Here is a 20,800-nt window from a genome sequence, read left to right as displayed (position 1 = left end):
GGCTAAAGACGGAGCCAACTTTAGCCTAGGCAAAGTGCCTACCAGAATACTTGCAAGCCTACTAGCTCAGCCGGTCCACGTCAAGGCAAAAAGCCTTATTATGCCACAAGGTGGCGCTGGCGCTCTAAGGCCTCTGGCCCGCTACGCGAACGGACGGAGTCCTCATTGTCCAGGGAGTCAAGGACTAGGGGAGAGCCCCCACCGCTGGCGGAAAGGGCAATAGAACTCTGGGTCTTGGGGTGCACCCCCTGCAACCTCACAGATGGCTGCGGCAAACTCCACTGCCCGCTGCAGCAGTACTGCTTCTGGCCACCTTCGCAGCAGGCCTAGGATGGCCACAGCGCTAAACCCATCCCCTGCCCCTACTGTATCCACCAGCCGTAGCGCTGGCACCGCCTCCGCCCGATACACCCTCTCAGCCGTAAACAAGAACGCCCCTGCCGCCCCCAAAGTTAGGAACAAGCCCTTGAGGCCCAACTGCGCCCGCAAGAGCTGCCCCTGCTCCACCACCTCCCCGCCAGGGATCCCTTCCAGCTGAACCACTTGCTCTAGCTCCGCCTGGTTGAGCTTCAGCCAAGTACAGGTGCGCAGCATCTCCCGGATGGGGCCTGGGTGCCACCAGGGATCCCGCAAGTTGAGGTCCAAAAACACCGGACAGCCTAAAGCCAGGATGGCCTCCTGGAAATGGCGGTGGGCTGACTCTTGCCGTGCGGCCAGACTACCCCGGTAGAGGAGACTGGGCTGGAAGGCCCTAAGGACAGCCGGATCCAGCTCGATGAAGTCATAGGCCTGCTCCGGCAGGATGGCAAAGGTTGGGATTCCCTCCCTGTCGAGGGTGACCTGGACTTGACCGGTGGGGTGAGCTGGATCCCGCTGCAGCCCCTCTAGACGTAGCCCCTGCCGCCGCAGCGCCCTCAACACCTGTTCTGCTGCCTCATCCTGGCCAATGCGGCTAATCAAGAGGGGATCCAACCCCAGTCCCTTGAGGTTCCAGGCCACATTCAAAGCGGCTCCCCCCAGCACCACCCTGTCAGGGAAGCAATCCAGAAGAACCTCTCCCAAGATCAGAGGCGGGCCAAGCGGCGCTTCGAGAAGAGCCATCCTGGTTTCTAGAACGCAGGGACGCCGTGCCGCTCGAGAATTTGCTGATAAGTGTTACTGCGGAACCAGCGCTCGATCTCTCGGGCTCGCAGCACCGGCAACGGATGGGTACGGCCAAGGGTTTGGAGTTGCTTGAGCTCCAGTTGCCAGAGATCGCTATCCAGCTCCTCGTAGGTGCGGGCTTGTTCCAGAAAGGCATCCACGTTGAGCTTGGCGGCCAACTGCGGCGAGCCGCCGCACAGCTTCATCAGCACTGAGATTACGGTTCTGGCGTCCTGGGTAACCAGCAGCGCTGCCCGGTCGCAGGTAAACTCAGCACAGCGCAGCCAGTGCAGCAGTTGATCCTGCAGGGCGCGGTAGAACAGGCCGCCAAAGGGGAGCAAGCTGGTGGAGAGCACGAGAAGGTTGGCCATCGTCAGATAGACGCCGTGGTTGCATTTGAGATGGCCCAGTTCATGGGCAATGACAGCTTGCAGTTCCTTTGGCTCTAGCAAATCCAACAGGGAGCTGTGCAAGACAATAAAAGGCTTTTTCCCCTGCATGGCAAAAGTGTAGGCGTTGGGCACAGGGTTTTGCCGCACGTAGAGCTGGGGCACCTCCAGATCCAAAATGCGGCAGGCTTGAACCAAAAGCTGGTAAACTTCCGGCAACTGGTGCTCGTTGATTTGGATACTGGAGGCAATGTTATCCAGGTAAAACATCTCCCCCGCCGTGGAGCCAAGCAAGTTTTGAATTAGCAGGCCTAGGCCCGGCAGTTGCTGCAGAGAGCGGGTGGCTTGCAGATCCACTGGATGGCGAAACTCGTCGGCCCGCAGGCCCAAGAGGATGCGAGGCTTGCTGGAAGCAGTTGGCATAGAGGGCGCGGAAGACATACGAGGCTGCAGGAAAACGGTAAGCTTGAGAGGCAAAAAGCAGTAGCGACGCTCCTCCCATTCTGCCTCAACTGGTAGGGGGTAAGGCGGAGCAAGCTATCATGGCTGAGGACAGAGGTGGGAGAAAACCGCGTGGAGGCAAAATCGATCTTGGTGGCGGTTGCCCTGATCCTCTCTTTGGCAAGCTTCTACTTTGGCACCCGCAACGGCTTCTACGACACTGACAAGTATCATGGCAACGGCTCTGCCCACTAGGCGCAAGCACACCGCCCCTCAAGAGGCTGGCAGGGCCGGGGAGGCCTGCGTGCAGCGGTACCTGGAAGGGCAAGGCTGGCAGATCCTGGCCCGGCGGTGGCGCTGCCAGTGGGGGGAGGTGGATCTGGTGGCCTACAAGGCAGGGCTGCTGGTTTTTGTGGAAGTTAAAACCCGCCGCGGCCAGGGCTGGGATCAGGGCGGACTTTTGGCAGTTGGGATGCGAAAACAGCAGTGCTTGATCCGAGCTGCCCAGGCGTTCCTAAGCCAGCATCCCCAGTTAGTGGAAGCAGCCTGCCGCTTCGATGTGGCCCTCGTGGAATATCGGCCTGGTGGTGGCTACGCTTTAGTCGACTATCGGCAGGGAGCTTTTGAGGTGGAGCGGTAGCGCCGCTCATCCAGCCAAGTTTGTAAAATCACGGCCGCCGACTGCTGATCGATTAAACCCTTCTGGGCTTTGGCGGGTATCCCTGCCTGGCGCAGATCCCACTCCGCCTGCACGGTGCTTAGGTACTCGTTAACCGTCTCTATGGGTAAATCCACAGCCGCCTGGAGAGCCCGCACAAAGCGCTGCACCTTGCGGGCTTGGGATCCCACCGAGCCATCGGCCAAAAGAGGGATCCCAACCACCACCACAGTGGCCTGGCGGCGGCGAATCCACGCCTGCACTTGGGCGATATCTTCTGCAAGGGAACGGCGCTGGATCACCCCCAGGCCAGTGGCCAACAGCCCCAGCCCATCGGAGCCGGCGACACCAATGCGGCGATCGCCCACATCCAGACCCAGCGCCGAAAAGGGCTCCCTTGTGGGAGAATAGTTCAGGCTTGTGGACATCCGGGTCTCCATCTTGGCGACATTGGAACGGCCTCTCCCTGTCTGGAGTCCTCGTTGGGAGTCTTCTCATGAGCAGTGCTACTCTGTCTCTACCTAAGCATGAAGTCAAGGATCTGAGCCTTGCTCCCTTGGGCAAGCAGCGGATTCAGTGGGCGGCGCGGGAGATGCCGGTGCTGGCCCAGATTCGGGAGCGCTTTGCCCAAGAAAAGCCCTTGGCTGGCCTGCGTCTAGTAGCCTGCTGTCATGTCACCACCGAAACTGCCAATCTGGCCTTGACTCTGCAGGCGGGTGGAGCCGAGAGCGTCCTCATTGCCAGCAACCCTCTTTCCACCCAAGACGATGTGGCCGCTAGCCTGGTGGCCGACTACGGCATTTCAGTCTTCGCCATCAAGGGGGAGGATGTGGAAACCTACCGCCGCCATGTCCAGATTGCCCTGGATCACCGCCCCAACCTCATCATCGACGACGGCGGCGATGTAACGGCGGAGCTGGTGCAGCGTCGGCAGGAGCAGCTCTCCGAGCTCATCGGCACCACGGAGGAGACCACCACCGGTTTGGTGCGCCTGCGGGCCATGCTGAAGGCGGGGGTGCTCAGCTTCCCGGTGATGACCGTTAACGACGCTGCAACCAAACACCTGTTTGACAACCGCTACGGCACCGGCCAATCCACCCTAGACGGGGTTCTGCGCTGTACCAACCTTCTCCTGGCCGGGAAGACGGTGGTGGTGGCCGGCTATGGCTGGTGCGGCAGGGGAGTGGCGATGCGAGCCCGAGGCATGGGATCCCAGGTCATCGTGACCGAGGTCAACCCGGTGCGGGCCCTGGAAGCGGTCATGGACGGCTTTCGCGTTCTGCCCATGGCCGAGGCTGCCCCCCTGGGGGATCTGTTCATCACCGTCACGGGCAACAAGCATGTCCTCCGCGGCGAGCACTTCGACGCCATGAAGGATGGGGCAATGGTCTGTAACGCCGGCCACTTCGATATCGAGATTGACCTAGTGGCCCTGCAGGAGCGGGCCGTTTCCCGGCAGACAGTACGCCCCTTCGTGGAAGAGTACCGTCTTCAATCGGGCAAATCGGTATTCGTGCTGGGAGAGGGCCGGCTCATCAACCTAGCTGCTGCCGAAGGCCACCCGGCTAGCGTTATGGACATGAGCTTTGCTAACCAAGCGCTGGCCTGCGAGTACCTGGTGAAAAACCGGGGTCGGCTGGCTCCAGGGCTGCACCCCATCCCTCCTGAGGTGGATGAGGCCATTGCCCGCCTTAAGCTCAAGGCCATGGGGGTTCAGATCGACAGCCTCACCCCGGAGCAGATTGAGTACAGCAACACCTGGACTGTAGGAACCTAAAGGACACGCCGCTGCTAGTGGACTCTTGCCCAGCTTCCCAACTTGAAATGCAGGGGTGCTTCTGATAAGCTCTAGGCGAGGTTCTCCGTGGCTGCAAGTTGGGAGGAGAGGGGGATGGCAGCGCGGGTAGGCATCAATGGTTTTGGCCGCATTGGACGCTTGGTGCTGCGGGCAGCTTGGGGTTGGCCGGAGCTGGAGTTTGCCCACATCAACGAGATCAAGGGCGGGCCTGCTGCCGCAGCTCACTTGCTTAAGTTCGACTCGGTGCAGGGCCGCTGGAACCTCGACATCGAGGGATCCGACCAGAAGTTGCGCATCCAGGACAAAATCCTGACCTTTAGCGAGTGCAAATCTCCTGGCGAAGTGCCCTGGGCTGAGTTGGGGATCGACCTGGTGCTGGAGTGTTCAGGGAAGTTTGTGAAAGCCGCAGGGCTGGAGGCCTACTTCAAGGCCGGGGTGCGCAAGGTCATTGTGGCTGCCCCTGTCGAGGACAAAGAGGCCCTCAACATTGTCATGGGCGTCAACGACCACCTCTACGACCCGTCCCGCCACCACCTGCTCACCGCCGCCTCCTGCACCACCAACTGCTTGGCCCCCTTGGTGAAAGTCATCCACGAGGGGATCGGCATCCTGCACGGGGTGATCACCACTGTCCACGCTGTTACCAACACTCAAACGCTGGTGGATGCTCCCCACAAGGATCTGCGGCGAGCCCGCTCGGCTTTGCTCTCCTTGGTGCCTACCACCACTGGTTCTGCCACAGCCATTGGCCTTATCTACCCCGAGTTAAATGGCAAGCTCAACGGCATTGCGGTACGCGTGCCCCTGCTGAATGCCTCTTTGACCGACGCCGTGTTTGAGGTGAGGCGGCCTACCACCGTGGAAGAGGTTAATCGTCTTTTAAAAACGGCAGCCGAGGGCGAACTCAAGGGCATCCTAGGCTATGAGGAGTTGCCCTTGGTTTCCGTGGATTTCAAGGGAGATCCCCGCTCCAGCATTGTGGATGCCCTCTCAACCCTGGTGGTGGACGGCACCCAGGTAAAGGTTCTGGCCTGGTACGACAACGAATGGGGCTACGCCAACCGCATGGCGGAATTGGCCCGCAAGGTGGCCCTTAGTCTGTAAGTCCTTTGGAGACCTGCCCATGACTGCTGCCTCAAGCGCCCAAGCTGCTGCTGTGCGCAACTACGCCCTGGTAACCGCTGCCTACTGGGGTTTTACCATCACCGACGGCGCCATCCGCATGTTGGTGCTGCTCCACTTCCACAAGTTGGGCTTCACCCCGATTCAGATTGCCATGCTGTTCCTCTTCTACGAGATCTTCGGGGTGATCACCAACTTCCTGGGCGGCTGGATTGGATCCCTCTTTGGCCTGCGGCTGACCCTCTACGGCGGCATTGCCATTCAGATCTTTGGCCTGGTGATGCTGGGGGTGATCAACCTGCAGTGGCCGGTCTGGGGCCAGGTGGCCTATGTGATGACGGCCCAAGCCCTAGCCGGGATCGCCAAAGATCTCACCAAGATGAGCTCCAAGAGCGCCGTCCGCCTGGTGGTGCCCAGGGAGGCTGAATCCCGCCTCTTCCGCTGGGTGGCCATGCTGACGGGATCCAAAAACGCCCTCAAGGGGGTGGGGTTCTTTGTGGGAGCGGCCCTGCTGCAGATCTTCACCGAGATCTACGGCGATCCCATGGGCTTCCGCATGGCCAACTTCGTGCAGGCGGGGGCGCTGGCGTTGATCTTCTGTTCGGGGGCGCTGCTGCCAGCAGACATGGGCAAGGTTAAGGCGAAGATCCCCTTCAAACGCCTGTTTTCCAAAAGCCGCGAGATCAACCTTCTCTCAGCAGCCCGCTTTTTCCTGTTCGGGTCGCGGGATGTGTGGTTTGTGGTGGCCCTGCCCGTGTTTCTCTACGACAGCCTGGGCTGGACCTTCATGCAGGTGGGCAGCTACATGGCCATCTGGGTCATCGGCTATGGGATCATCCAGTTTCTGGCGCCGCAGCTGTTGGGAGGGGGTCGCCCGGGCCGCGCGCCCAAGGCCCGCACTCTCCAAATCTGGACGTTTACCTTGACCGCAGTGCCGGCCATCATTGCCACCGCCTTCATGGCCGACCTCCCGCCGGAGTGGGTGGTCACTGGCGGCCTCATCCTCTTTGGGATTGTTTTTGCCTTTAACTCGGCGGTGCACTCTTATCTAGTGCTGGCCTACACGGGAGACGACGAGGTGGCCCTCAATGTGGGCTTCTACTACATGGCCAATTCTGGCGGGCGGCTGTTGGGGACGGTAACTTCGGGGCTTGTCTTCCAGTTCTACGGATTGGAGGGCTGCCTCTGGTTTTCCACCCTGTTGATTTTGATGGCGGGGCTGTTTTCGCTGCAATTGCCGGATCCCACCAAAACCCCTGTGGAGTGGGTGGTCAAGCCCGGCGACTGAGTGTCACTCCAGCAGGACCAGGTTATCCCGATGGACAGCGGTATCGACTCCCTCGTAGCCCAAGATGTAGGGGATTTCAGCAGTTTTCTTGCCTTTGATCCGCCGCAGTTCCTCGGCGCTGTAGTTGACTAGGCCCCGCCCCACCTCTCGCCCGCTGGGATCGCACAGGCGCACGGCAGCCCCCGCCTCAAAGTCGCCAGAAACGTCGGTAATCCCCGCTGGCAACAGCGAGCGCCCCTGCTCACAGATTGCCCGCACGGCTCCCTCATCCAAGGTCAGGGATCCCTCGGGGATAAGGCCGTAGGCAATCCACCGCTTGCGGGCGCTAACCGGCTGAGGAGCGGGCTCAAAGCGGGTGCCAATGGGCTCGCCGGCTAAGATGGCTGGGATCTGGTCGGGCCGTTTGCCGTTGGTGATCACGACCGTCACGCCGGCAGCGGTGGCGATTTGAGCCGCAGCGAGCTTGGTTGCCATGCCGCCGGTGCCCCAGCCACTGTTGCCGTGGGCTTCCGCCTTCACCCGCAAAGGCATGCCGTGCTCCACCCGCTCGATGGGCTCGGCGGAGGGATCGCGGTGGGGATCAGCGGAGTAGAGCCTGTCCACATCGGTGAGGAGGATCAGCCACTTGGCCTGCACCATGCTCGCCACCAGGGCAGAGAGGGAGTCGTTGTCGCCAAACTTCAGCTCCTCCACCGCCACCGTGTCGTTTTCGTTGACGATGGGGATAACCCCCATCTGCAGCAGTTGGGTGAAGGTGCGATTGGCATTGACGTAGCGGCTGCGCTCCACGAAGTCGCCTCGGGTGAGCAGCACCTGGGCAATGGGTTGGTTGAGAGCAGAGAAGAGATCGTCGTACAGGCGAATCAGCCGTCCCTGACCCACCGCCGCCACCGCCTGCTTTTCCGCAATTGCCGTCGGCCGTTGGCGCAAGCCCAGGCGGGCACAGCCTATCCCCACCGCCCCGGAGGAGACCAGGATTACCGCATAGCCCTGGTTGCGCAGCCGCGTCAGCACCTCCACCAGGGGCCCCAACACGGAAAGGCGCAGGGAGCCCGTCTGCGGATCCGTCAAGCTGGAGGTGCCGATTTTGACGACAATGGTTCCCTCTGTAGCTGCCATATCGCTAAATCGCTAACCCTCCCACCCCACGGCAACCTAGAGCCTGGCTTGCCCGCGGGGTCGCTCCGAGGGAGAATATTATAAGTTTGCCTCCCGCTCTCTTTCTTTGCCTGTGAATCCTGTCCGCACCTTTTCGGCCACCAAAGCGGCTTTTTTGAGCGCCTACCCTCGCCCTATTCACCCTGCCTATCGCCGGGTGGTGGAAGAGTTGCTGGTGGAGCTGCACCTGGCCACGGTCAACAGCGCCTTTGTCTACGATCCCTTTTTTGCCCTGGGGCTGGTTACCCTCTACAACGGGCTGATGGAGACTTACCCTTCTCCTGAGCAGCGCGAGGTCATCTTCAACGCCCTCTGTAAGGCTCTCCACCTCAAGCCGGAGGTGGTGCGCAGGAATGCCCGTGACCTGCTGGAGCTCCTGCGCAGTGGGGATCCCCAGCAGCGCTACAACCTGCTCTGCCTCAAACCAGAGGCGGAGGATGTGGGGGGGCTAAAGGCCATCTTGCAGCGCATGACCCAGCCTCCCTATGCCTACAGCCGAGTTTTGGCCGTTGGCCTCTACACGGCCTACGAGGCAGTAGCTGCCTCCCTCTATAAGGATCCCGAAGAGCGCAGCCGCCGCTTTCTGGAGGAGGTGATTAGGAAGCTGCCTTTCTCGCCAGAGAGGGTGAAAAAAGACCTGGAGCTCTACCGCAGCAGCTTGGACCGCCTGAAGCAGGCGCGCGCTGCTCTCGAGGAGATGGTAAAAGCGGCCCGGCGTCAACAGGAACGTCGCCAGTCGGCGGCTTCCCTGCCCGGCAGCTCCACTGCCGATCCCCCAAGATCCAGCAGCTAGGCCAAGTAAGCAATCCAACTCTCGACTACCTCTGGCGAACCATACCAGCATCGTCCGCCGCGGCCCGAGTGGTGGCAGTTGGGGAGGGTGAGGTTGATAGCTCCCGGCAGATGGGCTGCCTCGATGGGAGTGATGCCATCTCCCCAGAGTTCTCCCTGGCCGGCAGTGAGCCGGTAGCTGTTGTAGGCTAGCCAGCTGAGGTAGTGCTCTCGCCGCCACAGGGCTCCCCAGCCCACGCGCCGTCCTTGGATGGCCTTGCCAGCCACGCACACGTACTTGACCTGAGGCCAGAAGGCGCCTGGGTAGTGGGTGTTCACAAAGTCCAGGTTGCGCCTTGTCCAGCGCTCCCGGCTGGTGTGAGGGGATCCCAGGCTAATCAGGGTGGCCACGTGATCCCGCCCCTGCCAGACCTGACCTCCGTAGGGCACCGATCCCAGGTAGATGCGAGCAATCCAGCCGCCAGCGGAGTGGGCCACCAAGTTCACCTGCTCAGCTCCAAACTCGGCCTGGGTACGTCGGACAGTGGCCTGGAGAGCCCGCAAGATAGGCGTGACCGGCCTTCCTCCCAGGGTGGGCAGCCAACTGGCTACCCGCAGCGGTACCACTCGCGCTGGATAGCCACGCTTCTCCAGCTCCCGGCGCAAAGGCTCGTACTCCGAGGCGCCCGCCAGATAACCCGGCAAGATCACTGTGGGCAGGGGAGCCATGGGCTAGCGCGGGTACCAAAACATGCCCTTGATCCCCTCAGGGTCGGCCGTAAAGCCAAGCCGCTCGTAGAAGCTGACCACTTCCCGGTCGGCAAAGAGGGTGATGTTGCTGATGTCCTGGGCGCGCAGTTCCTGAATGACCTTTTCCATCAGCCGCCTGCCCAGCCCCCGGCCCTGAAACTCAGGATGGACCACTACATCCCAAATGGTGGCGTTGAAGGCATGGTCCGAGGTGGCGCGGGCAAAGCCAATGAGACGTCGGTAGCTGCCCCGCTGCTGCCACATCGAGACCACCAAAAAACTGTGCTGCAGAGCTTTCCTAACTTTGTGGATGGGGCGACGCGACCACCCTACTGCATCGCAAAGCTCTTCCAGCTCGTACACATCTACGTTGGGATCCAGGCTAAAGACAATAGTCTCCCCCCCCACCGCCACCGTCTCCTGGCGAGGGGCAGGTGTAGCCGTTTGCGTTGACGCTTTGGCGGTGGCAGCCCCTGCTGACCCAAACAGGCCTTTCCAAAAACCCATGAGTGGAGTAAAAGCCCACCTCTGTGAGCATGTCCCCAGTATAGCCAGGATTGGCAGCAGAAACGGCCAGTCTGCCCGGGTGCTTCCCTGTCGGCCTGGAGAAGATTTCGAGGGAGACTTATAATTCAGGCTGGCCGGCGAGAACGTTTTATGGCTACCCCTGGCACTGGCACCCTCGTCAATGCCCTCGCCATCCTCTTGGGCAGCGGCCTTGGCTGGGCACTAGGCCGTCGTTTGCCAGAGCGCATCAGCCAAACCCTGCTCCAAGCTATGGGCTTGCTGGTGTTGGTTCTGGGGATGCAAATGGCCCTTACCCTCAGCAGCGCCGCCCAGGCAGTCACGGTCTTGCTGGCCTTGATCGGGGGAGCTTGGCTGGGGGAATGGAGCGATCTCGAGGCTGCCTTTGAGCGGCTGGGACAAGCTTTAGAAAAGCAGGTGAGCCGCTGGCTGGGCCCTAGCCCCATTGCTTGCGCCTTCGTGGCCCCCAGCATTCTCTTTTTGGTTGGGCCCATGACGCTGCTGGGATCCATCCAGGATGGCCTGGGGGATCCCTCGCTGCTCCTGGTCAAAGCTGCGCTGGATGGCATAGCCACCCTGGCTTTTACCGCCAGCCTGGGCTGGGGTACACTGTTTTCCGCCCTGCCGGTGCTCCTGGTTCAGGGAGGAGTGGCCTTGCTAGCCCGACAACTGCAGCCCCTGCTGCGCCCAGAGCTGCTTGCGGCCTTGGAGGCCACCGGTGGGATCCTCATCCTAGGTATTGGCATTAACCTGCTTGGCCTAGCGCGCCTTCGGGTGGCCAACCTGTTGCCGGCTTTGCTGATTGTGGAGCTGCTGGTGGGATTCTTCCCGCTGTGGGATCTTGACCTCTAGTCTATCCAGAGCAAGGAGCAACTCCCCTCAGCTTGGCGGCAAGTGACGCTGGGAGATCCCGCTAGTGGGGTAGGAGAAGCCTCTATGGCCACCTTCCTCCGCGACTGGAGCTACCGCTTTCCCTGGCTTTACCGCAGCATTAGCCGCGCGGCGGCCCTGGCAGTGGGGGGGTATGCTCGGCTGCGGCGCTTGCCCCTGCAAGGGATCCCCATCCAACCTCAGGATCGGGTGTTGGATCTCTGCTGTGGGCCGGCGGAAGTGACACCGCTTCTGGCCGAGCTATGTCAAAACGTGGTCGGCGTGGATGCCTCACCCAAAGCCCTAGCAGCAGCCCGCCAGCGCCTACCCAACGTTGAATTTGTGGAAGCCTTTGCCCAGGATCTGCCCTTTCCCGCCGACAACTTTGACTGGGTACACACCAGCTTGGCCCTGCACGAGTTGACCTTCCCCGACCTCGAACAGGTGCTGCGCGAAGTCTGGCGGGTGCTCAAGCCAGGGGGAAGGCTTTTACTTCTCGATTTGCACGCGCCCCGGCAGCCCCTACTTTGGCCTGGACTAGCCTTGTTTCTAGCCCTGTTTGAGACCGAGACTGCCTGGCACTTCCTCAAGCTGGACTTGCCCCAGTACCTGCAGCACCAGGGCTGGCAGTCCGTCCGGCAAACCCTGCACGCTGGAGGAGCCCTGCAGGTCATCCAGGCGCAAAAGCCTGTTGCTTGACAGTTAACCCTGGTGCCAGAAGGGAGTGCCCAGAACAGGCGTGCTGGGCTGGGGTGTTTCCTGCGGAGCCATTGCCCCCGCTAGATAAGCTTGGCGGCCTGCACGCACCGCTGCCGCGAAAGCCTCGGCCATCGCCACCGGATCCCGGGCTAGGGCCACTGCTGTATTGAGCAGGACCCCATCGAAGCCCCACTCCATGACCTGGCAAGCGTGGGAGGGCAAGCCTAGGCCAGCATCCACAATTAGCGGCGCCTCGATCCGCTCCCGCAGCAGACGCAGGTTGTAGGGGTTGAGGGGGCCTTTGCCCGTGCCGATGGGAGCGGCCCAGGGCATGACCACCTCACAACCGGCATCCAAGAGCCGCTGGCAGAGCACTAGGTCGTCGGTGCTATACGGCAAGACCTTAAACCCCCGCCGAACCAGCTCGGCAGCGGCAACGGGCAGTTGCACCGGATCCGGCTGCAGGGTGTAGTCATCGCCAATCAGCTCCAGCTTGATCCAGTCGGTGCCAAACACCTCTCGGGCCATCTCCGCCGTCGTGACCACCTCCTGCACGCTGTGGCAGCCGGCGGTGTTGGGCAAAAGTGGGATCCCCAGCTTCTGCAGTAGGGCCCAAAACCCCTGAGAGGCCTCTGGCCCTAGGGCACCCTGGCGCCGTAGGGAAACCGTCAACAGACAGGGCTGCGCCCGCGCCACCGCCTGTTCCAAAATAGCCGGCGAAGGGTAGCGGGCTGTCCCCAGCATCAGCCGGCTGGGCAGAGCCTGGCCGTAGAGCACCAAGGGATCCTCATCGGCCTGGATTGAAGGGGAAAGCTCAAGCAGAGTGGACATCGCTGGGACAGAGTTTAGGACAAAGAGGAAGGCACCTATGCCCTAGCCCCCGGCAGCCGGCACAAGGATCTCGACCTGGTCGCCCTCTTGCAGACGGGTTTGCTCGTAGCGGGCGCGCGGCACAAACTCCAGGTTAACCGCCACTGCAAAGGGGCCACAGACCTCCACCTGGGCGATGGCCTCGGCCAAAGTTGCGCCCTCTGGCAAATCGTAAGGCTTCTGGTTGATCAAGACCCGCATGGCGACAGAGACTCCTGGGGAAACGAGGCAGCCTGCACTTGAAAGGGGATCCCCAGCTGCTGGGCTAGGCGGCAACTGCCGTGGTGAAGGTACTCCAGGACGGCGTCGTGAAGGGCCGGAGCAATGAGAAAACCGTGGCGATAGAGGCCGTTAATCTGCAACAGGCGTGGGGACGGCTCCACCACTGCCGGCAAGTTGTCTGCTAGGGTGGGACGGCATTGGCTGCCTAATTCTAGGATACGCGCTTCGGCAAAGGCAGGGTGAACCGTGTAGGCGGCGCTGAGCAACTCCAAAGCCGAGCGGACGCTCACGGGCGAGCGATCCTCGGATTCAATTTCAGTGGCTCCCACCACGAATAGGTGCCCTGGCTTAGGAGCAATGTAGATGGGATAGCGAGGGTGTAATAGCCGCGTTGGGCGCCGCAGCGAAACTTCTGGAGCATACAAACGCACCACCTCCCCCCGCACTCCCCGCAGCGGTTTCTGCCCGCCCCATTCTTTTTGGGCTCCCAGACCACGGCAGTCCAAAACCCAGCCGCCGGTCTGCTGCTGCCAGGCCCGCGCTCGCTCGAGATCCCAAGAGGATCCCCACTCCACCTCCACCCCGTGCTGCCGCAGCTTGGCCAGCGTAGCCGACAGCAGTTGGCGGTTGTCTAGTTGACCCTCCTGGGGAAGATAGAGACCCTGGCTAAATCGGCCGGCCAGCGAGGGCTCCAGTTCAGCCAGGGCCTGGGCATCGAGCGGCTGGGGGCGGGGAAGATGGGGGAGGCGTTCTCTCACCGCGGCCAGCAAGTTGGAGAAGCGCTTGGCTTCCCCAGCATCTTGACGGTGCCAGAGGATCAAGGTTCCCTCCTGCTGAAAGAAAACGGGCTCTGGCAGGCTGGCTAGCAGCGCGGGCCAGCGGGAGAGGGCGTAGTACCCCTGGGCCACCACGCTGGCTTCGGTGATGACCGACTCAGCCAAAGGAGCGAGCATGGCCGCGGCAAAATGGGCGGCGCTGCTTTCTGGGGCGGTGGCCGGGGCTGCTTCCACCAGGTGCACCCGATGGCCGTCTTCAAGCAGGCTGGCAGCCAACAGGCGCCCCATGAGGCCGGCCCCGAGGATGAGGACGGGATCCGGCTGGGCCGTCCGGGGCGTGGGCGAGGGCTTGGTCTGAGGAGAGCTGCTGGGAAGGGTCATTGGCGGTCAGTGGAGTCAGAAGCTGCAGGTAGGACTCCGCAGCAGGCCAGCAGCCTGGGCCTACCTAGAAAGATCCCGCAGGACATCCACGAAGTGATAAGGGGGCAAGGGAGGACTCCAGTCCAATTGCCAGTGGGGGTGCTCCGCCAGCCAGGTTTGGGTGAGCTGGGCGGCAACTTCCCGTTCGGCGGGAGTGAGTAAAAAGTATAGCCGCAGCACTTCTCCTGACTGGGGATCCCCCCTCTGCACAGGCCAGTTAGGGGGCCAGAGCTGCTGCAGCACGGCTAGCTCCTGCTGTTGTTGCTCCTGGGCCTGGCGCTGTTGCAGGTAGGCCTGCTTGCGGGCTAGCAGGTAGGCCGTTCCACTGGGGGCGGGCGGGGGATCCCCAGGAAGCGGGGTGTGAACCCTGCCTTTGAGGCAATACTCAGCCCTTCTCCCGAGAGTAGCTAGCGCCTGTTCGTACTCCGCCTGCTGGGTTAACAAGTGGGCTCCCAGCTTTTCGGCCGAGAGAAAACATGTGCCAAAGCGAAGAGGCAGAAGGGGTGTCTGGGCAAACAGCCGGCAGATCACCTCGTCATGGCGCAGAGCCGAACGCAGGAGTACCTCGTCCGAAGCTTGGAGTGCCGCTGGGTTGGGCAGGGGCTCAATAGCGGCGGCAATGCGGCCCCCCGGCGGGGAGAACACCTGCAGTGGCTGCTGCATGCCAGGGGTTTGCTGGATGAATTGGCACAGGGATGCCCCCGGCGTTGGCAAAAACGCATAGGTGTAAAGGATCCCTGCCGGCGGCTCTGGCTGAGCTGACCACAGCATGGTTCAATCAGGCTGGGCTTTTCTTCTCAGCTTAAAGCCGCAGGAGCCAGGACGTTCGCTTGCCAAGCCTCACGCCACCCCTGCTGCCGCTAGGCTAGAGAGGGGGTTCAAGAATCAGCGCACGTAAGTATGACTAGTGGCCTAGACTTCCAGTCCTTGGAAACCTTTCAAAAAGAAGAAATTGAACGCTTGCGGGATCTGCTCCCCGCTTCCTTCCGAGCTTGGATCAAAGTTGTTCCTCACTCGGGAGGCGAGAGGCTGCTGGTTTCTCGCCGCCAGGCTCCCTGGCAGCCCCAGGGCACCATTGCCATTGACTTTCGCCGGTGGCAAGGGATCCCGCAGCCGCACCGAGATCTCCTGTTTTTGCGGGAGGTGGGCTGGCTTAGCTATCGCAACTGGCTGCAGCCAGGGTTTTACCAATTGCTGGCGCTGTTTGGGGGCATTACCACCCTGGTGGAGCTCTCTCTGCAACACCCCTTTTCTGCTCTTCTAGCGGGGGGCATTACGGCCCTCTCCGTTCGACAGATCTGGCAAAGCCTCCATCGCGAGAGCGCCCCTTTCGATGCCGATGAATTTGCCCTGCGCCGCGCCCAGTTCCGCGGCTATACCCGTCAGGAGGCAGCCCGACACTTGGCAGAGGCTCTGGAACAAACCCTGAAGCTGGATCCCTCTGACATCCTGACGGCGCTGCGGCTGCAGCGGCTGAGAACCATTGCCCGCAACCTCACTCCCTCACCGGGGAGCTCCTGAGGTCAGGTGCACCTGGGTGATGGCTACCCGACCGGAGAAGCAGACATCGGTGTCGGTTTGGGGATCGCGAGCGCGCTCTGCGTAGCGCCCCTGGTAGCGGAACCACAGCAACTCCAAGCCTTCTCCCTCTGCTTCCACGGCGTAATCAAGCGGCAGCGGCTGCGTGCAGAGGGGACAGTAAACTCGCTCCGGCAAAGGGGATCCAGGCGGCAGGTGGGGCAAGTTCACGTTCCAAAAGGCGCCTCTAGGTAAGGGTTGCTCCATCAGCTCTGCCAAGATCTCCCGCGTCCACCGCTGCGCTTGCTCCCAATCGATGGGTTGGCTTCCTGCCCGATACTGGGAGATGGCAATTCCCCGGATCCCCCGCAGCGCCGCTTCCCGCACCGCTGCCACCGTGCCGGACAGGTACACATCCGTTCCCAGATTCCCTCCCTCGTTGATGCCAGAAAGCACCCAATCCACGGAAGGGGCAAGCTTAAACAAGGCCACCCGCACACAGTCGGCAGGGGATCCCTCTACAGCAAAGGTGCGCGTGCCACGGGCCCAGGCGCGGAAGGGCCGCCCCGTCGTGACTTGGTGGCTACAGCCGGAAATCGGCTGGTGAGGGGCCACAATCCAGCAGTTTTCCTCGGCAACGAGAGCGCTGAGCGCTAGCCTGAGGTGCGCCAGCCCTGCCGCCTCAATGCCATCGTCGTTGGTTAGCAGTACCTTCATCTAAATTCCTCTGCCGGCAGCTCCTTGGGTTAGCCTAATCGCAAGTCCCTGTTGCAGATGGGTTTGAGGTCAAAGGCAAAGCGGAGCCCGTCTCTCTTTATAAGGCAGATCCCCGGCGTTCCCTTCCCCCAACTGAGGCTTGGCAAGACTCAATGGCTTGAAACTCTGCACCGCTAGCAGGCGTCTACGGGGCTAGGTGCTCTAGACTCTTTTTTGGCAAGTCTCCTCTCCCCCTATGCCTTCTTCCCCTTCCGAAAAACCTGACCGGCAGAGCGTGATTTGGCTGGTGGCTGCTGCAGGGCTGACGGTTTTGCTCTGGCGGTTTCCCGGGGGCAATTACCTCCTCTATCCCTTTACCCTGTTGGCCACCTGGTTTCATGAGATGGGCCACGGGCTGACGGCGCTGCTGTTGGGGGGAGAGTTTCATCGTCTGGAGATCTATCCTGATGGCTCGGGGCTAGCTATCTACAGTGGCGAGCTGTTTTTAGGACGGGTGGGGCGGGCTTTGGTGGCCGCCGCTGGGCCGATGGGTCCGCCGCTGGCTGGGGCTCTGTTCATCCTCGCTTCCCGCCGCCGCAGCACAGCTTGGCTGGGGTTGGTGCTTTTGGGATCCCTGCTGTTGCTCTCGACGCTGCTCTGGGTGCGTTCTCCCTTTGGCCTCTTGCTCCTCCCCGCCATGGGTTTGGGCATCCTGGCGGTAGCTTGCTGGGCTTCCCCTTGGTTGCGGGGCTTTGTCCTGCAATTTCTGGGGGTGCAGGCCTGTGTGAGCACCTATCACCAGGTTGACTATCTCTTTATGGAGGGTGCTGTCATCAACGGGCGGCTGATCCTCTCCGACTCCAGCCAGATAGCCCAAAGCTTATTTTTGCCCTACTGGTTCTGGGGAGGGGTGATGGCGGTGTTTTCTTTGGCTGTGCTGATAAGCAGCTTGCAACTGGCCTTCCGCGACTAGCCAAAAGGGGCAAAGCCGCAATTTTGGCAGTGATTGCTATCACCCAAAAATCCGTTGCCCATCACTGCCCGGCCGCAAAAGCCGCCGCTACAGTAAGGGGCGTGAGGAGTGTGGGAGCGGACAATGTGGAGAGATGTCATTGGCCTGGCTTTGGCGGCCATGCTGCTATCTGTGAGCAAAACGTTGGCAGACACTCTGGGCCAAGACCCATCCCTGGGCCAGATCCAGCCAGCCAGCCCTGCTGCTAGCCTGTCCCGCTAGAGGGGGTGCCCAAGCCGTTGTTGCGTTGCCATTTTGTGCAACACTCATCCTAAGAGTCGTTGAAGACACCGTCCGACGGGTGGGAGCAGTAGGCTTGGGATCCCCGATGCGCATAGCTCTGTTTACAGAGACGTTCTTGCCCAAGGTGGATGGCATTGTTACCCGGCTTTGCCATACGGTGCGCCACCTAACGGCCCGCGGCAACTCGGTGCTGATTGTTGCCCCTCAGGGAGCACCCAGGCGGTTTGCGCGGGCACGGGTTTACGGGATCCCCGGCTTCCCCTTGCCCTTGTACCCAGAGTTGAAGCTGGCTGCTCCTGGCCCGGCCATTGGCAGGCTGCTTAGCCGTTTTCGACCGGATGTCATCCACGTGGTCAACCCAGCGGTTTTGGGGCTGGGGGGCCTCTACTACAGTCAGACTATGAGGATCCCCCTGGTGGCCTCCTACCACACCCATTTGCCAAAGTACCTGAAGCACTATGGGCTGGGCTTTCTGGAGGGGGTTTTGTGGAGCCTCCTCAGGCTGGGGCACAATTTGGCGCGGCTCAACCTCTGTACCTCGACGGCCATGATGCAGGAGCTCACTGCCCACGGCATCGAGCGAGTTCACCTGTGGCAGCGAGGAGTGGATACGGAGCTCTTCCATCCCCAGGCCGCCAGTCCAGAGATGCGGGCCCGCCTTAGCGCAGGGCAGCCAGAGCGGCCGCTGTTGCTCTACGTGGGTCGGCTCTCCGCAGAAAAAGAGGTGGGGCGGATCCGGGTGCTCCTGGAGCAGATCCCGCAGGCGCGTCTGGCTATTGTCGGGGATGGACCGGAGCGGCGATCCCTGGAACAGCATTTTGCTGGCTATGACGTGGTGTTTACGGGCTACTTGCAGGGGCAAGAGCTGGCGGCGGCCTTTGCTTCTGCCGATCTATTTGTGTTTCCCTCCCGCACCGAGACGTTGGGGTTGGTTTTGTTAGAGGCCATGGCTGCCGGCTGTCCGGTGATCGCCCCCCGCTGCGGCGGCATTACCGATGTGGTGGACAGCGGCCGCAACGGCTTTCTCTTCGATCCCGACTCCGACAGCGACTTTGTTCAGGCCACACGGCAACTGCTGGAGAGGGCCGACCAGCGGCAACTTTTCCGGCAACAGGCCCGCCAGGAGGCCGAGCGCTGGAGCTGGTCCGCAGCCACGCAGCAGCTAGAGGAGTACTACCGCGCTGTCATCGCTGAGACAAGACGTAGTCTGCAGAAATGACGTTCCAAAACACCTGGGCCAGATCAGGCAGAGAGTGGCCGATCCCCTTCAATGGCCCGCACTTGCTCGACAAAGAACTCCTCTAGAGACTGCCGTTGCCAATGCACATCGGTTACCACCGCCCCCGCCTGGTTTAGGAGATTGAGCAGCTCCGGCAGGGATCCGCTCCATTCTCCCGACCAATGGGATCCTTGGATGGAGAAGTGCTCAAGGCAGTCGCGGAACTGCTCTATGGCGCCGCCGTGCCCTTGCACGCGGTAGCTCTTGCTCTGGCCCAGCAGCTCGTCCAATGTTCCCTGCTGCACCAACTTGCCGCCGACCATGAGGCCAATGCGGTTGCAGATCACCTCCACATCCCCCAGGATGTGGCTGTTGAAGAATACCGTTTTGCCCTGCTGCTTGAGAGACAGGATGATCTCCCGCATCTGGTAGCGGCCCATGGGATCCAGACCCGACATCGGCTCATCCAGAAACACCAGCTCTGGGTCGTTGATCAGGGCTTGGGCCATGCCCGTGCGCTGCAGCATGCCCTTGGAGTAGGTGCGCATTGGCTTCTTGCGGGCTGTATCCATAGAAAGCCCCACCAGCTCCAGCAGCTGCGGGATCCGCTCCTTGAGGAGGCTGTCCGAGAGGCGAAACACCTTGCCAGCAAAATGGAGAAACTCCCAAGCGGTCAGGTAGTCGTAAAAATAGGGGTTCTCCGGCAGGTAGCCTACCCGCTGCTTGATGGAGCGATCCCCCAGGGGTTTGCCCAAGAGCGTGCCCCTGCCGCTGGTGGGCTCGACAATGCCCAGCAGACACTTGATCGTGGTGGTTTTGCCAGCTCCGTTGGGCCCTAGTAGCCCAAAGGTTTCACCGCGGGCCACGGTTAGCGAAAAATCCTTAAGAGGGGTGACCACCTTGGTTAGCCAAAAGCCGGTGCGGTAGGTTTTGCTTAGGCCGGCAACGGCAATGGCTGGCTCGGGCTGGGCGACAGCTGCTCCTGGGGAGGTGACAACCGTCTCGCTCATCGGGAAAAGCTGGAGTTGAGAAAAAGGCTAGCCCGCTATCCAGTCTACGCTCTACTCCCGCCTCGGCTGCAGTTTTCCTTAGAAAGGCGTCTTGACCTTCTTGGGTTGTTTAACCTTCAGCTCGCGAATCCGTTTCAACATCCTCTGGAAGTAGTCTGCGAGGAAGTCCTCGAGGGAGGTCAGGGAAGCCAGTTCAATGCCTAGGGCTTCGCACACCGGTGTCATGTCAGCGTGCATCGGCTCTCCGGCGGCAATCACCTCCACAAACGCCAGCCGGTCGGCAATGTTCCAGCTCCACTGAAAGAACTGAGCTACCTTGCGCGCTCCCCGCAACAGGCCCAGGGGTATGGTCCTGACCTTGGCCTTTTTGCCAGAAAGCTGCTCGCACAGGGCAATGACCTCTTGGGAAGTCCAAGCCTTCGGCCCCACCAAGGGAAAGATCTGTCGCTTGGCTGCTTCGAGGCTGAGGGCCCGCACCGCGAACCGGGCTGCGTCTAGGGTGTCGAGGTAGGCCGTGGGAACGCTCTCGCTGGTTACCCAAACGATTTGCTCTTCCAAAATGGGGATGGCGTACTGGCCAATCAGCCCCTGCATGAAGCCCGCCAGGCGAAAAATGGTGTAGGGCATCTGGGATCCGACCAGATACTTCTCAATGTGGTGCTTAAAGTTCATCAGGGGCACATTGGGGTATTCGTGCTGAGCACCCATGATGGAGAAAAAGATAAAGTGCCCCACTTGGGCGGCCCGAGCGGCGTTGATTAAAGCGACCTTGCCATCCCAATCCACCTGGCGAGTGGTGAGCGTGTCGGTTGGTCGTACGCTGGCACAGTCAATCACCGCCTCAACACCCTCCATGGCCTCTCGGAGCGTGCTTGGCTGCAGCAGGTTCCCCACTTTGAGGTGGGCCCCCCATTCGCTTAGGAAAGCAGCCTTAGCCGGGTTTCGCACCAGACAGGTGACTTGATGGCCCTCCTCAATAGCCCGCCGCACTACCTGACGGCCCAGGGTTCCCGTTGCCCCGACAACCAGCACATTCATAAAGTTATCATTTCTTAACCTTGGCCTTAGTTTATCAGACTGAGATAGCTCCCAACACACCCCCTCAAGGCCTACGGCCCGCTAGCGCGATTGGCCTACGGCCCGCTAACGCGATTGGCCTACGGCCCGCTAACGCGATTGGCCTACGGCCCGCTAACGCGATT

24 protein-coding genes are annotated in these 20,800 nt (G+C 61.4%); 11 read left to right on the top strand and 13 right to left on the bottom strand.

Annotated elements, in window-relative coordinates; translation table 11 throughout:
* Positions 1-177: 177 nt before the first annotated feature.
* On the bottom strand, positions 178-1,101 hold the full coding sequence (locus NW860_RS07275; RefSeq protein ID WP_414513347.1) for a PfkB family carbohydrate kinase: 924 nt from the start codon (positions 1,099-1,101) through the stop codon (positions 178-180).
* 8 nt (positions 1,102-1,109) lie between these two features.
* Complete coding sequence (locus tag NW860_RS07270) at positions 1,110-1,955, bottom strand: M48 family metallopeptidase (protein ID WP_414513346.1); 846 nt, start codon at positions 1,953-1,955, stop codon at positions 1,110-1,112.
* 150 nt (positions 1,956-2,105) lie between these two features.
* Here NW860_RS07270 and NW860_RS07265 point away from each other — a divergent pair, with 150 nt between their 5' ends.
* The gene (locus tag NW860_RS07265) at positions 2,106-2,228 is read left to right on the top strand and encodes a hypothetical protein (protein ID WP_414396121.1); all 123 of its coding nucleotides are present in this window, start codon (positions 2,106-2,108) and stop codon (positions 2,226-2,228) included.
* Positions 2,206-2,613: a YraN family protein gene (locus NW860_RS07260; protein ID WP_414513344.1), complete on the top strand. Its 408-nt coding sequence runs from the start codon at positions 2,206-2,208 to the stop codon at positions 2,611-2,613. Before NW860_RS07265 ends, NW860_RS07260 begins: the two co-directional genes overlap by 23 nt.
* Here the strand turns inward: NW860_RS07260 and ruvX are convergent.
* Positions 2,580-3,059: a Holliday junction resolvase RuvX gene (gene ruvX / locus NW860_RS07255; RefSeq protein WP_414395974.1), complete on the bottom strand. Its 480-nt coding sequence runs from the start codon at positions 3,057-3,059 to the stop codon at positions 2,580-2,582. The two genes, NW860_RS07260 and ruvX, sit on opposite strands and share 34 nt — an antisense overlap.
* A 68-nt stretch (positions 3,060-3,127) precedes the next feature.
* Here ruvX and ahcY point away from each other — a divergent pair, with 68 nt between their 5' ends.
* From ahcY to arsJ, 3 genes are all read left to right on the top strand, one after another.
* Complete coding sequence (gene ahcY, locus NW860_RS07250; protein WP_414513342.1) at positions 3,128-4,408, top strand: adenosylhomocysteinase; 1,281 nt, start codon at positions 3,128-3,130, stop codon at positions 4,406-4,408.
* Between the two features lie 114 nt (positions 4,409-4,522).
* A complete protein-coding gene (locus tag NW860_RS07245; protein WP_414513340.1) occupies positions 4,523-5,533 on the top strand; it encodes an ArsJ-associated glyceraldehyde-3-phosphate dehydrogenase in 1,011 nt (336 codons plus the stop codon).
* 19 nt (positions 5,534-5,552) lie between these two features.
* Positions 5,553-6,839 carry an organoarsenical effux MFS transporter ArsJ gene (gene arsJ / locus NW860_RS07240; protein ID WP_414513338.1) on the top strand — a complete coding sequence of 429 codons (1,287 nt, stop codon included), beginning with the start codon at positions 5,553-5,555 and terminating at the stop codon, positions 6,837-6,839.
* A 3-nt stretch (positions 6,840-6,842) separates the two neighbouring features.
* On the opposite strand, the gene proB is transcribed toward arsJ, so the two are convergent.
* Positions 6,843-7,958, bottom strand: coding sequence for a glutamate 5-kinase (gene proB / locus NW860_RS07235; RefSeq protein WP_414395981.1), 1,116 nt, complete (start codon positions 7,956-7,958; stop codon positions 6,843-6,845).
* A 112-nt stretch (positions 7,959-8,070) separates the two neighbouring features.
* Between proB and psb29 the strand changes: the two genes are divergently transcribed.
* Positions 8,071-8,790 (top strand): photosystem II biogenesis protein Psp29, encoded by a 720-nt coding sequence (psb29, locus tag NW860_RS07230; RefSeq protein WP_414411915.1) that lies wholly within the window; start codon positions 8,071-8,073, stop codon positions 8,788-8,790.
* Here the strand turns inward: psb29 and NW860_RS07225 are convergent.
* Together NW860_RS07225 and NW860_RS07220 are read right to left on the bottom strand one after the other, a co-directional pair.
* Positions 8,787-9,497: an esterase/lipase family protein gene (locus tag NW860_RS07225; RefSeq protein WP_414513335.1), complete on the bottom strand. Its 711-nt coding sequence runs from the start codon at positions 9,495-9,497 to the stop codon at positions 8,787-8,789. The genes psb29 and NW860_RS07225 overlap by 4 nt on opposite strands.
* Positions 9,498-9,500: 3 nt before the next feature.
* Entirely contained in the window at positions 9,501-10,025 is a 525-nt protein-coding gene (locus NW860_RS07220; protein ID WP_414395987.1) for a GNAT family N-acetyltransferase, read from the bottom strand.
* A gap of 150 nt (positions 10,026-10,175) precedes the next feature.
* On the opposite strand from NW860_RS07220, the gene NW860_RS07215 reads away from it, so the two are divergent.
* Positions 10,176-10,895 (top strand): DUF554 domain-containing protein, encoded by a 720-nt coding sequence (locus NW860_RS07215; protein ID WP_414405171.1) that lies wholly within the window; start codon positions 10,176-10,178, stop codon positions 10,893-10,895.
* A gap of 84 nt (positions 10,896-10,979) precedes the next feature.
* Complete coding sequence (locus NW860_RS07210) at positions 10,980-11,612, top strand: class I SAM-dependent methyltransferase (RefSeq protein WP_414411916.1); 633 nt, start codon at positions 10,980-10,982, stop codon at positions 11,610-11,612.
* Between the two features lie 3 nt (positions 11,613-11,615).
* On the opposite strand, the gene NW860_RS07205 is transcribed toward NW860_RS07210, so the two are convergent.
* The 4 genes from NW860_RS07205 to NW860_RS07190 are packed head-to-tail and all read right to left on the bottom strand — an operon-like array spanning position 11,616 to position 14,671.
* Complete coding sequence (locus tag NW860_RS07205; RefSeq protein WP_414395993.1) at positions 11,616-12,443, bottom strand: thiazole synthase; 828 nt, start codon at positions 12,441-12,443, stop codon at positions 11,616-11,618.
* Between the two features lie 42 nt (positions 12,444-12,485).
* A complete protein-coding gene (gene thiS / locus NW860_RS07200; RefSeq protein WP_414395995.1) occupies positions 12,486-12,683 on the bottom strand; it encodes a sulfur carrier protein ThiS in 198 nt (65 codons plus the stop codon).
* Complete coding sequence (locus NW860_RS07195) at positions 12,671-13,861, bottom strand: FAD-dependent oxidoreductase (RefSeq protein ID WP_414513331.1); 1,191 nt, start codon at positions 13,859-13,861, stop codon at positions 12,671-12,673. Before NW860_RS07195 ends, thiS begins: the two co-directional genes overlap by 13 nt.
* Positions 13,862-13,921: 60 nt before the next feature.
* Positions 13,922-14,671 carry a GvpL/GvpF family gas vesicle protein gene (locus NW860_RS07190; protein WP_414411919.1) on the bottom strand — a complete coding sequence of 250 codons (750 nt, stop codon included), beginning with the start codon at positions 14,669-14,671 and terminating at the stop codon, positions 13,922-13,924.
* Between the two features lie 129 nt (positions 14,672-14,800).
* Between NW860_RS07190 and NW860_RS07185 the strand changes: the two genes are divergently transcribed.
* Complete coding sequence (locus NW860_RS07185; protein ID WP_414513329.1) at positions 14,801-15,421, top strand: DUF3318 domain-containing protein; 621 nt, start codon at positions 14,801-14,803, stop codon at positions 15,419-15,421.
* Here NW860_RS07185 and surE read toward each other — a convergent pair.
* Complete coding sequence (gene surE / locus NW860_RS07180; RefSeq protein ID WP_414396002.1) at positions 15,404-16,135, bottom strand: 5'/3'-nucleotidase SurE; 732 nt, start codon at positions 16,133-16,135, stop codon at positions 15,404-15,406. The genes NW860_RS07185 and surE overlap by 18 nt on opposite strands.
* Before the next feature lie 235 nt (positions 16,136-16,370).
* Here surE and NW860_RS07175 point away from each other — a divergent pair, with 235 nt between their 5' ends.
* The gene (locus tag NW860_RS07175) at positions 16,371-17,087 is read left to right on the top strand and encodes a M50 family metallopeptidase (RefSeq protein WP_414513327.1); all 717 of its coding nucleotides are present in this window, start codon (positions 16,371-16,373) and stop codon (positions 17,085-17,087) included.
* Positions 17,088-17,454: 367 nt separating this feature from the next.
* Positions 17,455-18,588 carry a glycosyltransferase family 4 protein gene (locus NW860_RS07170; protein WP_414513325.1) on the top strand — a complete coding sequence of 378 codons (1,134 nt, stop codon included), beginning with the start codon at positions 17,455-17,457 and terminating at the stop codon, positions 18,586-18,588.
* Positions 18,589-18,611: 23 nt separating this feature from the next.
* Here the strand turns inward: NW860_RS07170 and NW860_RS07165 are convergent, their stop codons facing one another.
* Entirely contained in the window at positions 18,612-19,598 is a 987-nt protein-coding gene (locus tag NW860_RS07165) for an ABC transporter ATP-binding protein (protein WP_414513323.1), read from the bottom strand.
* Positions 19,599-19,676: 78 nt separating this feature from the next.
* Positions 19,677-20,636: an NAD(P)H-binding protein gene (locus NW860_RS07160; protein WP_414396010.1), complete on the bottom strand. Its 960-nt coding sequence runs from the start codon at positions 20,634-20,636 to the stop codon at positions 19,677-19,679.
* Positions 20,637-20,800: the final 164 nt, after the last annotated feature.

Origin of the sequence: Synechococcus sp. F70.1, from assembly GCF_047502745.1 — a bacterium.
Taxonomy (GTDB): Bacteria; Cyanobacteriota; Cyanobacteriia; order Thermostichales; family Thermostichaceae; genus Thermostichus.
The sequence above is the reverse complement of the archived record's forward strand: the minus strand, read 5'-3'. Positions and strand labels throughout refer to the sequence as shown.

What these genes read in the sequence shown, in the direction of transcription:
- NW860_RS07275 (WP_414513347.1), bottom strand. Translation starts at nt 1,101, where the DNA reads ATGGCTCTTCTCGAAGCGCCGCTTGGCCCGCCTCTGATCTTGGGAGAG.
- NW860_RS07270 (WP_414513346.1), bottom strand. Translation starts at nt 1,955, where the DNA reads ATGCCAACTGCTTCCAGCAAGCCTCGCATCCTCTTGGGCCTGCGGGCC.
- NW860_RS07260 (WP_414513344.1), top strand. Translation starts at nt 2,206, where the DNA reads ATGGCAACGGCTCTGCCCACTAGGCGCAAGCACACCGCCCCTCAAGAG.
- ruvX (WP_414395974.1), bottom strand. Translation starts at nt 3,059, where the DNA reads ATGTCCACAAGCCTGAACTATTCTCCCACAAGGGAGCCCTTTTCGGCG.
- ahcY (WP_414513342.1), top strand. Translation starts at nt 3,128, where the DNA reads ATGAGCAGTGCTACTCTGTCTCTACCTAAGCATGAAGTCAAGGATCTG.
- NW860_RS07245 (WP_414513340.1), top strand. Translation starts at nt 4,523, where the DNA reads ATGGCAGCGCGGGTAGGCATCAATGGTTTTGGCCGCATTGGACGCTTG.
- arsJ (WP_414513338.1), top strand. Translation starts at nt 5,553, where the DNA reads ATGACTGCTGCCTCAAGCGCCCAAGCTGCTGCTGTGCGCAACTACGCC.
- proB (WP_414395981.1), bottom strand. Translation starts at nt 7,958, where the DNA reads ATGGCAGCTACAGAGGGAACCATTGTCGTCAAAATCGGCACCTCCAGC.
- NW860_RS07225 (WP_414513335.1), bottom strand. Translation starts at nt 9,497, where the DNA reads ATGGCTCCCCTGCCCACAGTGATCTTGCCGGGTTATCTGGCGGGCGCC.
- NW860_RS07220 (WP_414395987.1), bottom strand. Translation starts at nt 10,025, where the DNA reads ATGGGTTTTTGGAAAGGCCTGTTTGGGTCAGCAGGGGCTGCCACCGCC.
- NW860_RS07215 (WP_414405171.1), top strand. Translation starts at nt 10,176, where the DNA reads ATGGCTACCCCTGGCACTGGCACCCTCGTCAATGCCCTCGCCATCCTC.
- NW860_RS07210 (WP_414411916.1), top strand. Translation starts at nt 10,980, where the DNA reads ATGGCCACCTTCCTCCGCGACTGGAGCTACCGCTTTCCCTGGCTTTAC.
- NW860_RS07205 (WP_414395993.1), bottom strand. Translation starts at nt 12,443, where the DNA reads ATGTCCACTCTGCTTGAGCTTTCCCCTTCAATCCAGGCCGATGAGGAT.
- thiS (WP_414395995.1), bottom strand. Translation starts at nt 12,683, where the DNA reads ATGCGGGTCTTGATCAACCAGAAGCCTTACGATTTGCCAGAGGGCGCA.
- NW860_RS07195 (WP_414513331.1), bottom strand. Translation starts at nt 13,861, where the DNA reads ATGACCCTTCCCAGCAGCTCTCCTCAGACCAAGCCCTCGCCCACGCCC.
- NW860_RS07190 (WP_414411919.1), bottom strand. Translation starts at nt 14,671, where the DNA reads ATGCTGTGGTCAGCTCAGCCAGAGCCGCCGGCAGGGATCCTTTACACC.
- NW860_RS07185 (WP_414513329.1), top strand. Translation starts at nt 14,801, where the DNA reads ATGACTAGTGGCCTAGACTTCCAGTCCTTGGAAACCTTTCAAAAAGAA.
- surE (WP_414396002.1), bottom strand. Translation starts at nt 16,135, where the DNA reads ATGAAGGTACTGCTAACCAACGACGATGGCATTGAGGCGGCAGGGCTG.
- NW860_RS07175 (WP_414513327.1), top strand. Translation starts at nt 16,371, where the DNA reads ATGCCTTCTTCCCCTTCCGAAAAACCTGACCGGCAGAGCGTGATTTGG.
- NW860_RS07170 (WP_414513325.1), top strand. Translation starts at nt 17,455, where the DNA reads ATGCGCATAGCTCTGTTTACAGAGACGTTCTTGCCCAAGGTGGATGGC.
- NW860_RS07165 (WP_414513323.1), bottom strand. Translation starts at nt 19,598, where the DNA reads ATGAGCGAGACGGTTGTCACCTCCCCAGGAGCAGCTGTCGCCCAGCCC.
- NW860_RS07160 (WP_414396010.1), bottom strand. Translation starts at nt 20,636, where the DNA reads ATGAATGTGCTGGTTGTCGGGGCAACGGGAACCCTGGGCCGTCAGGTA.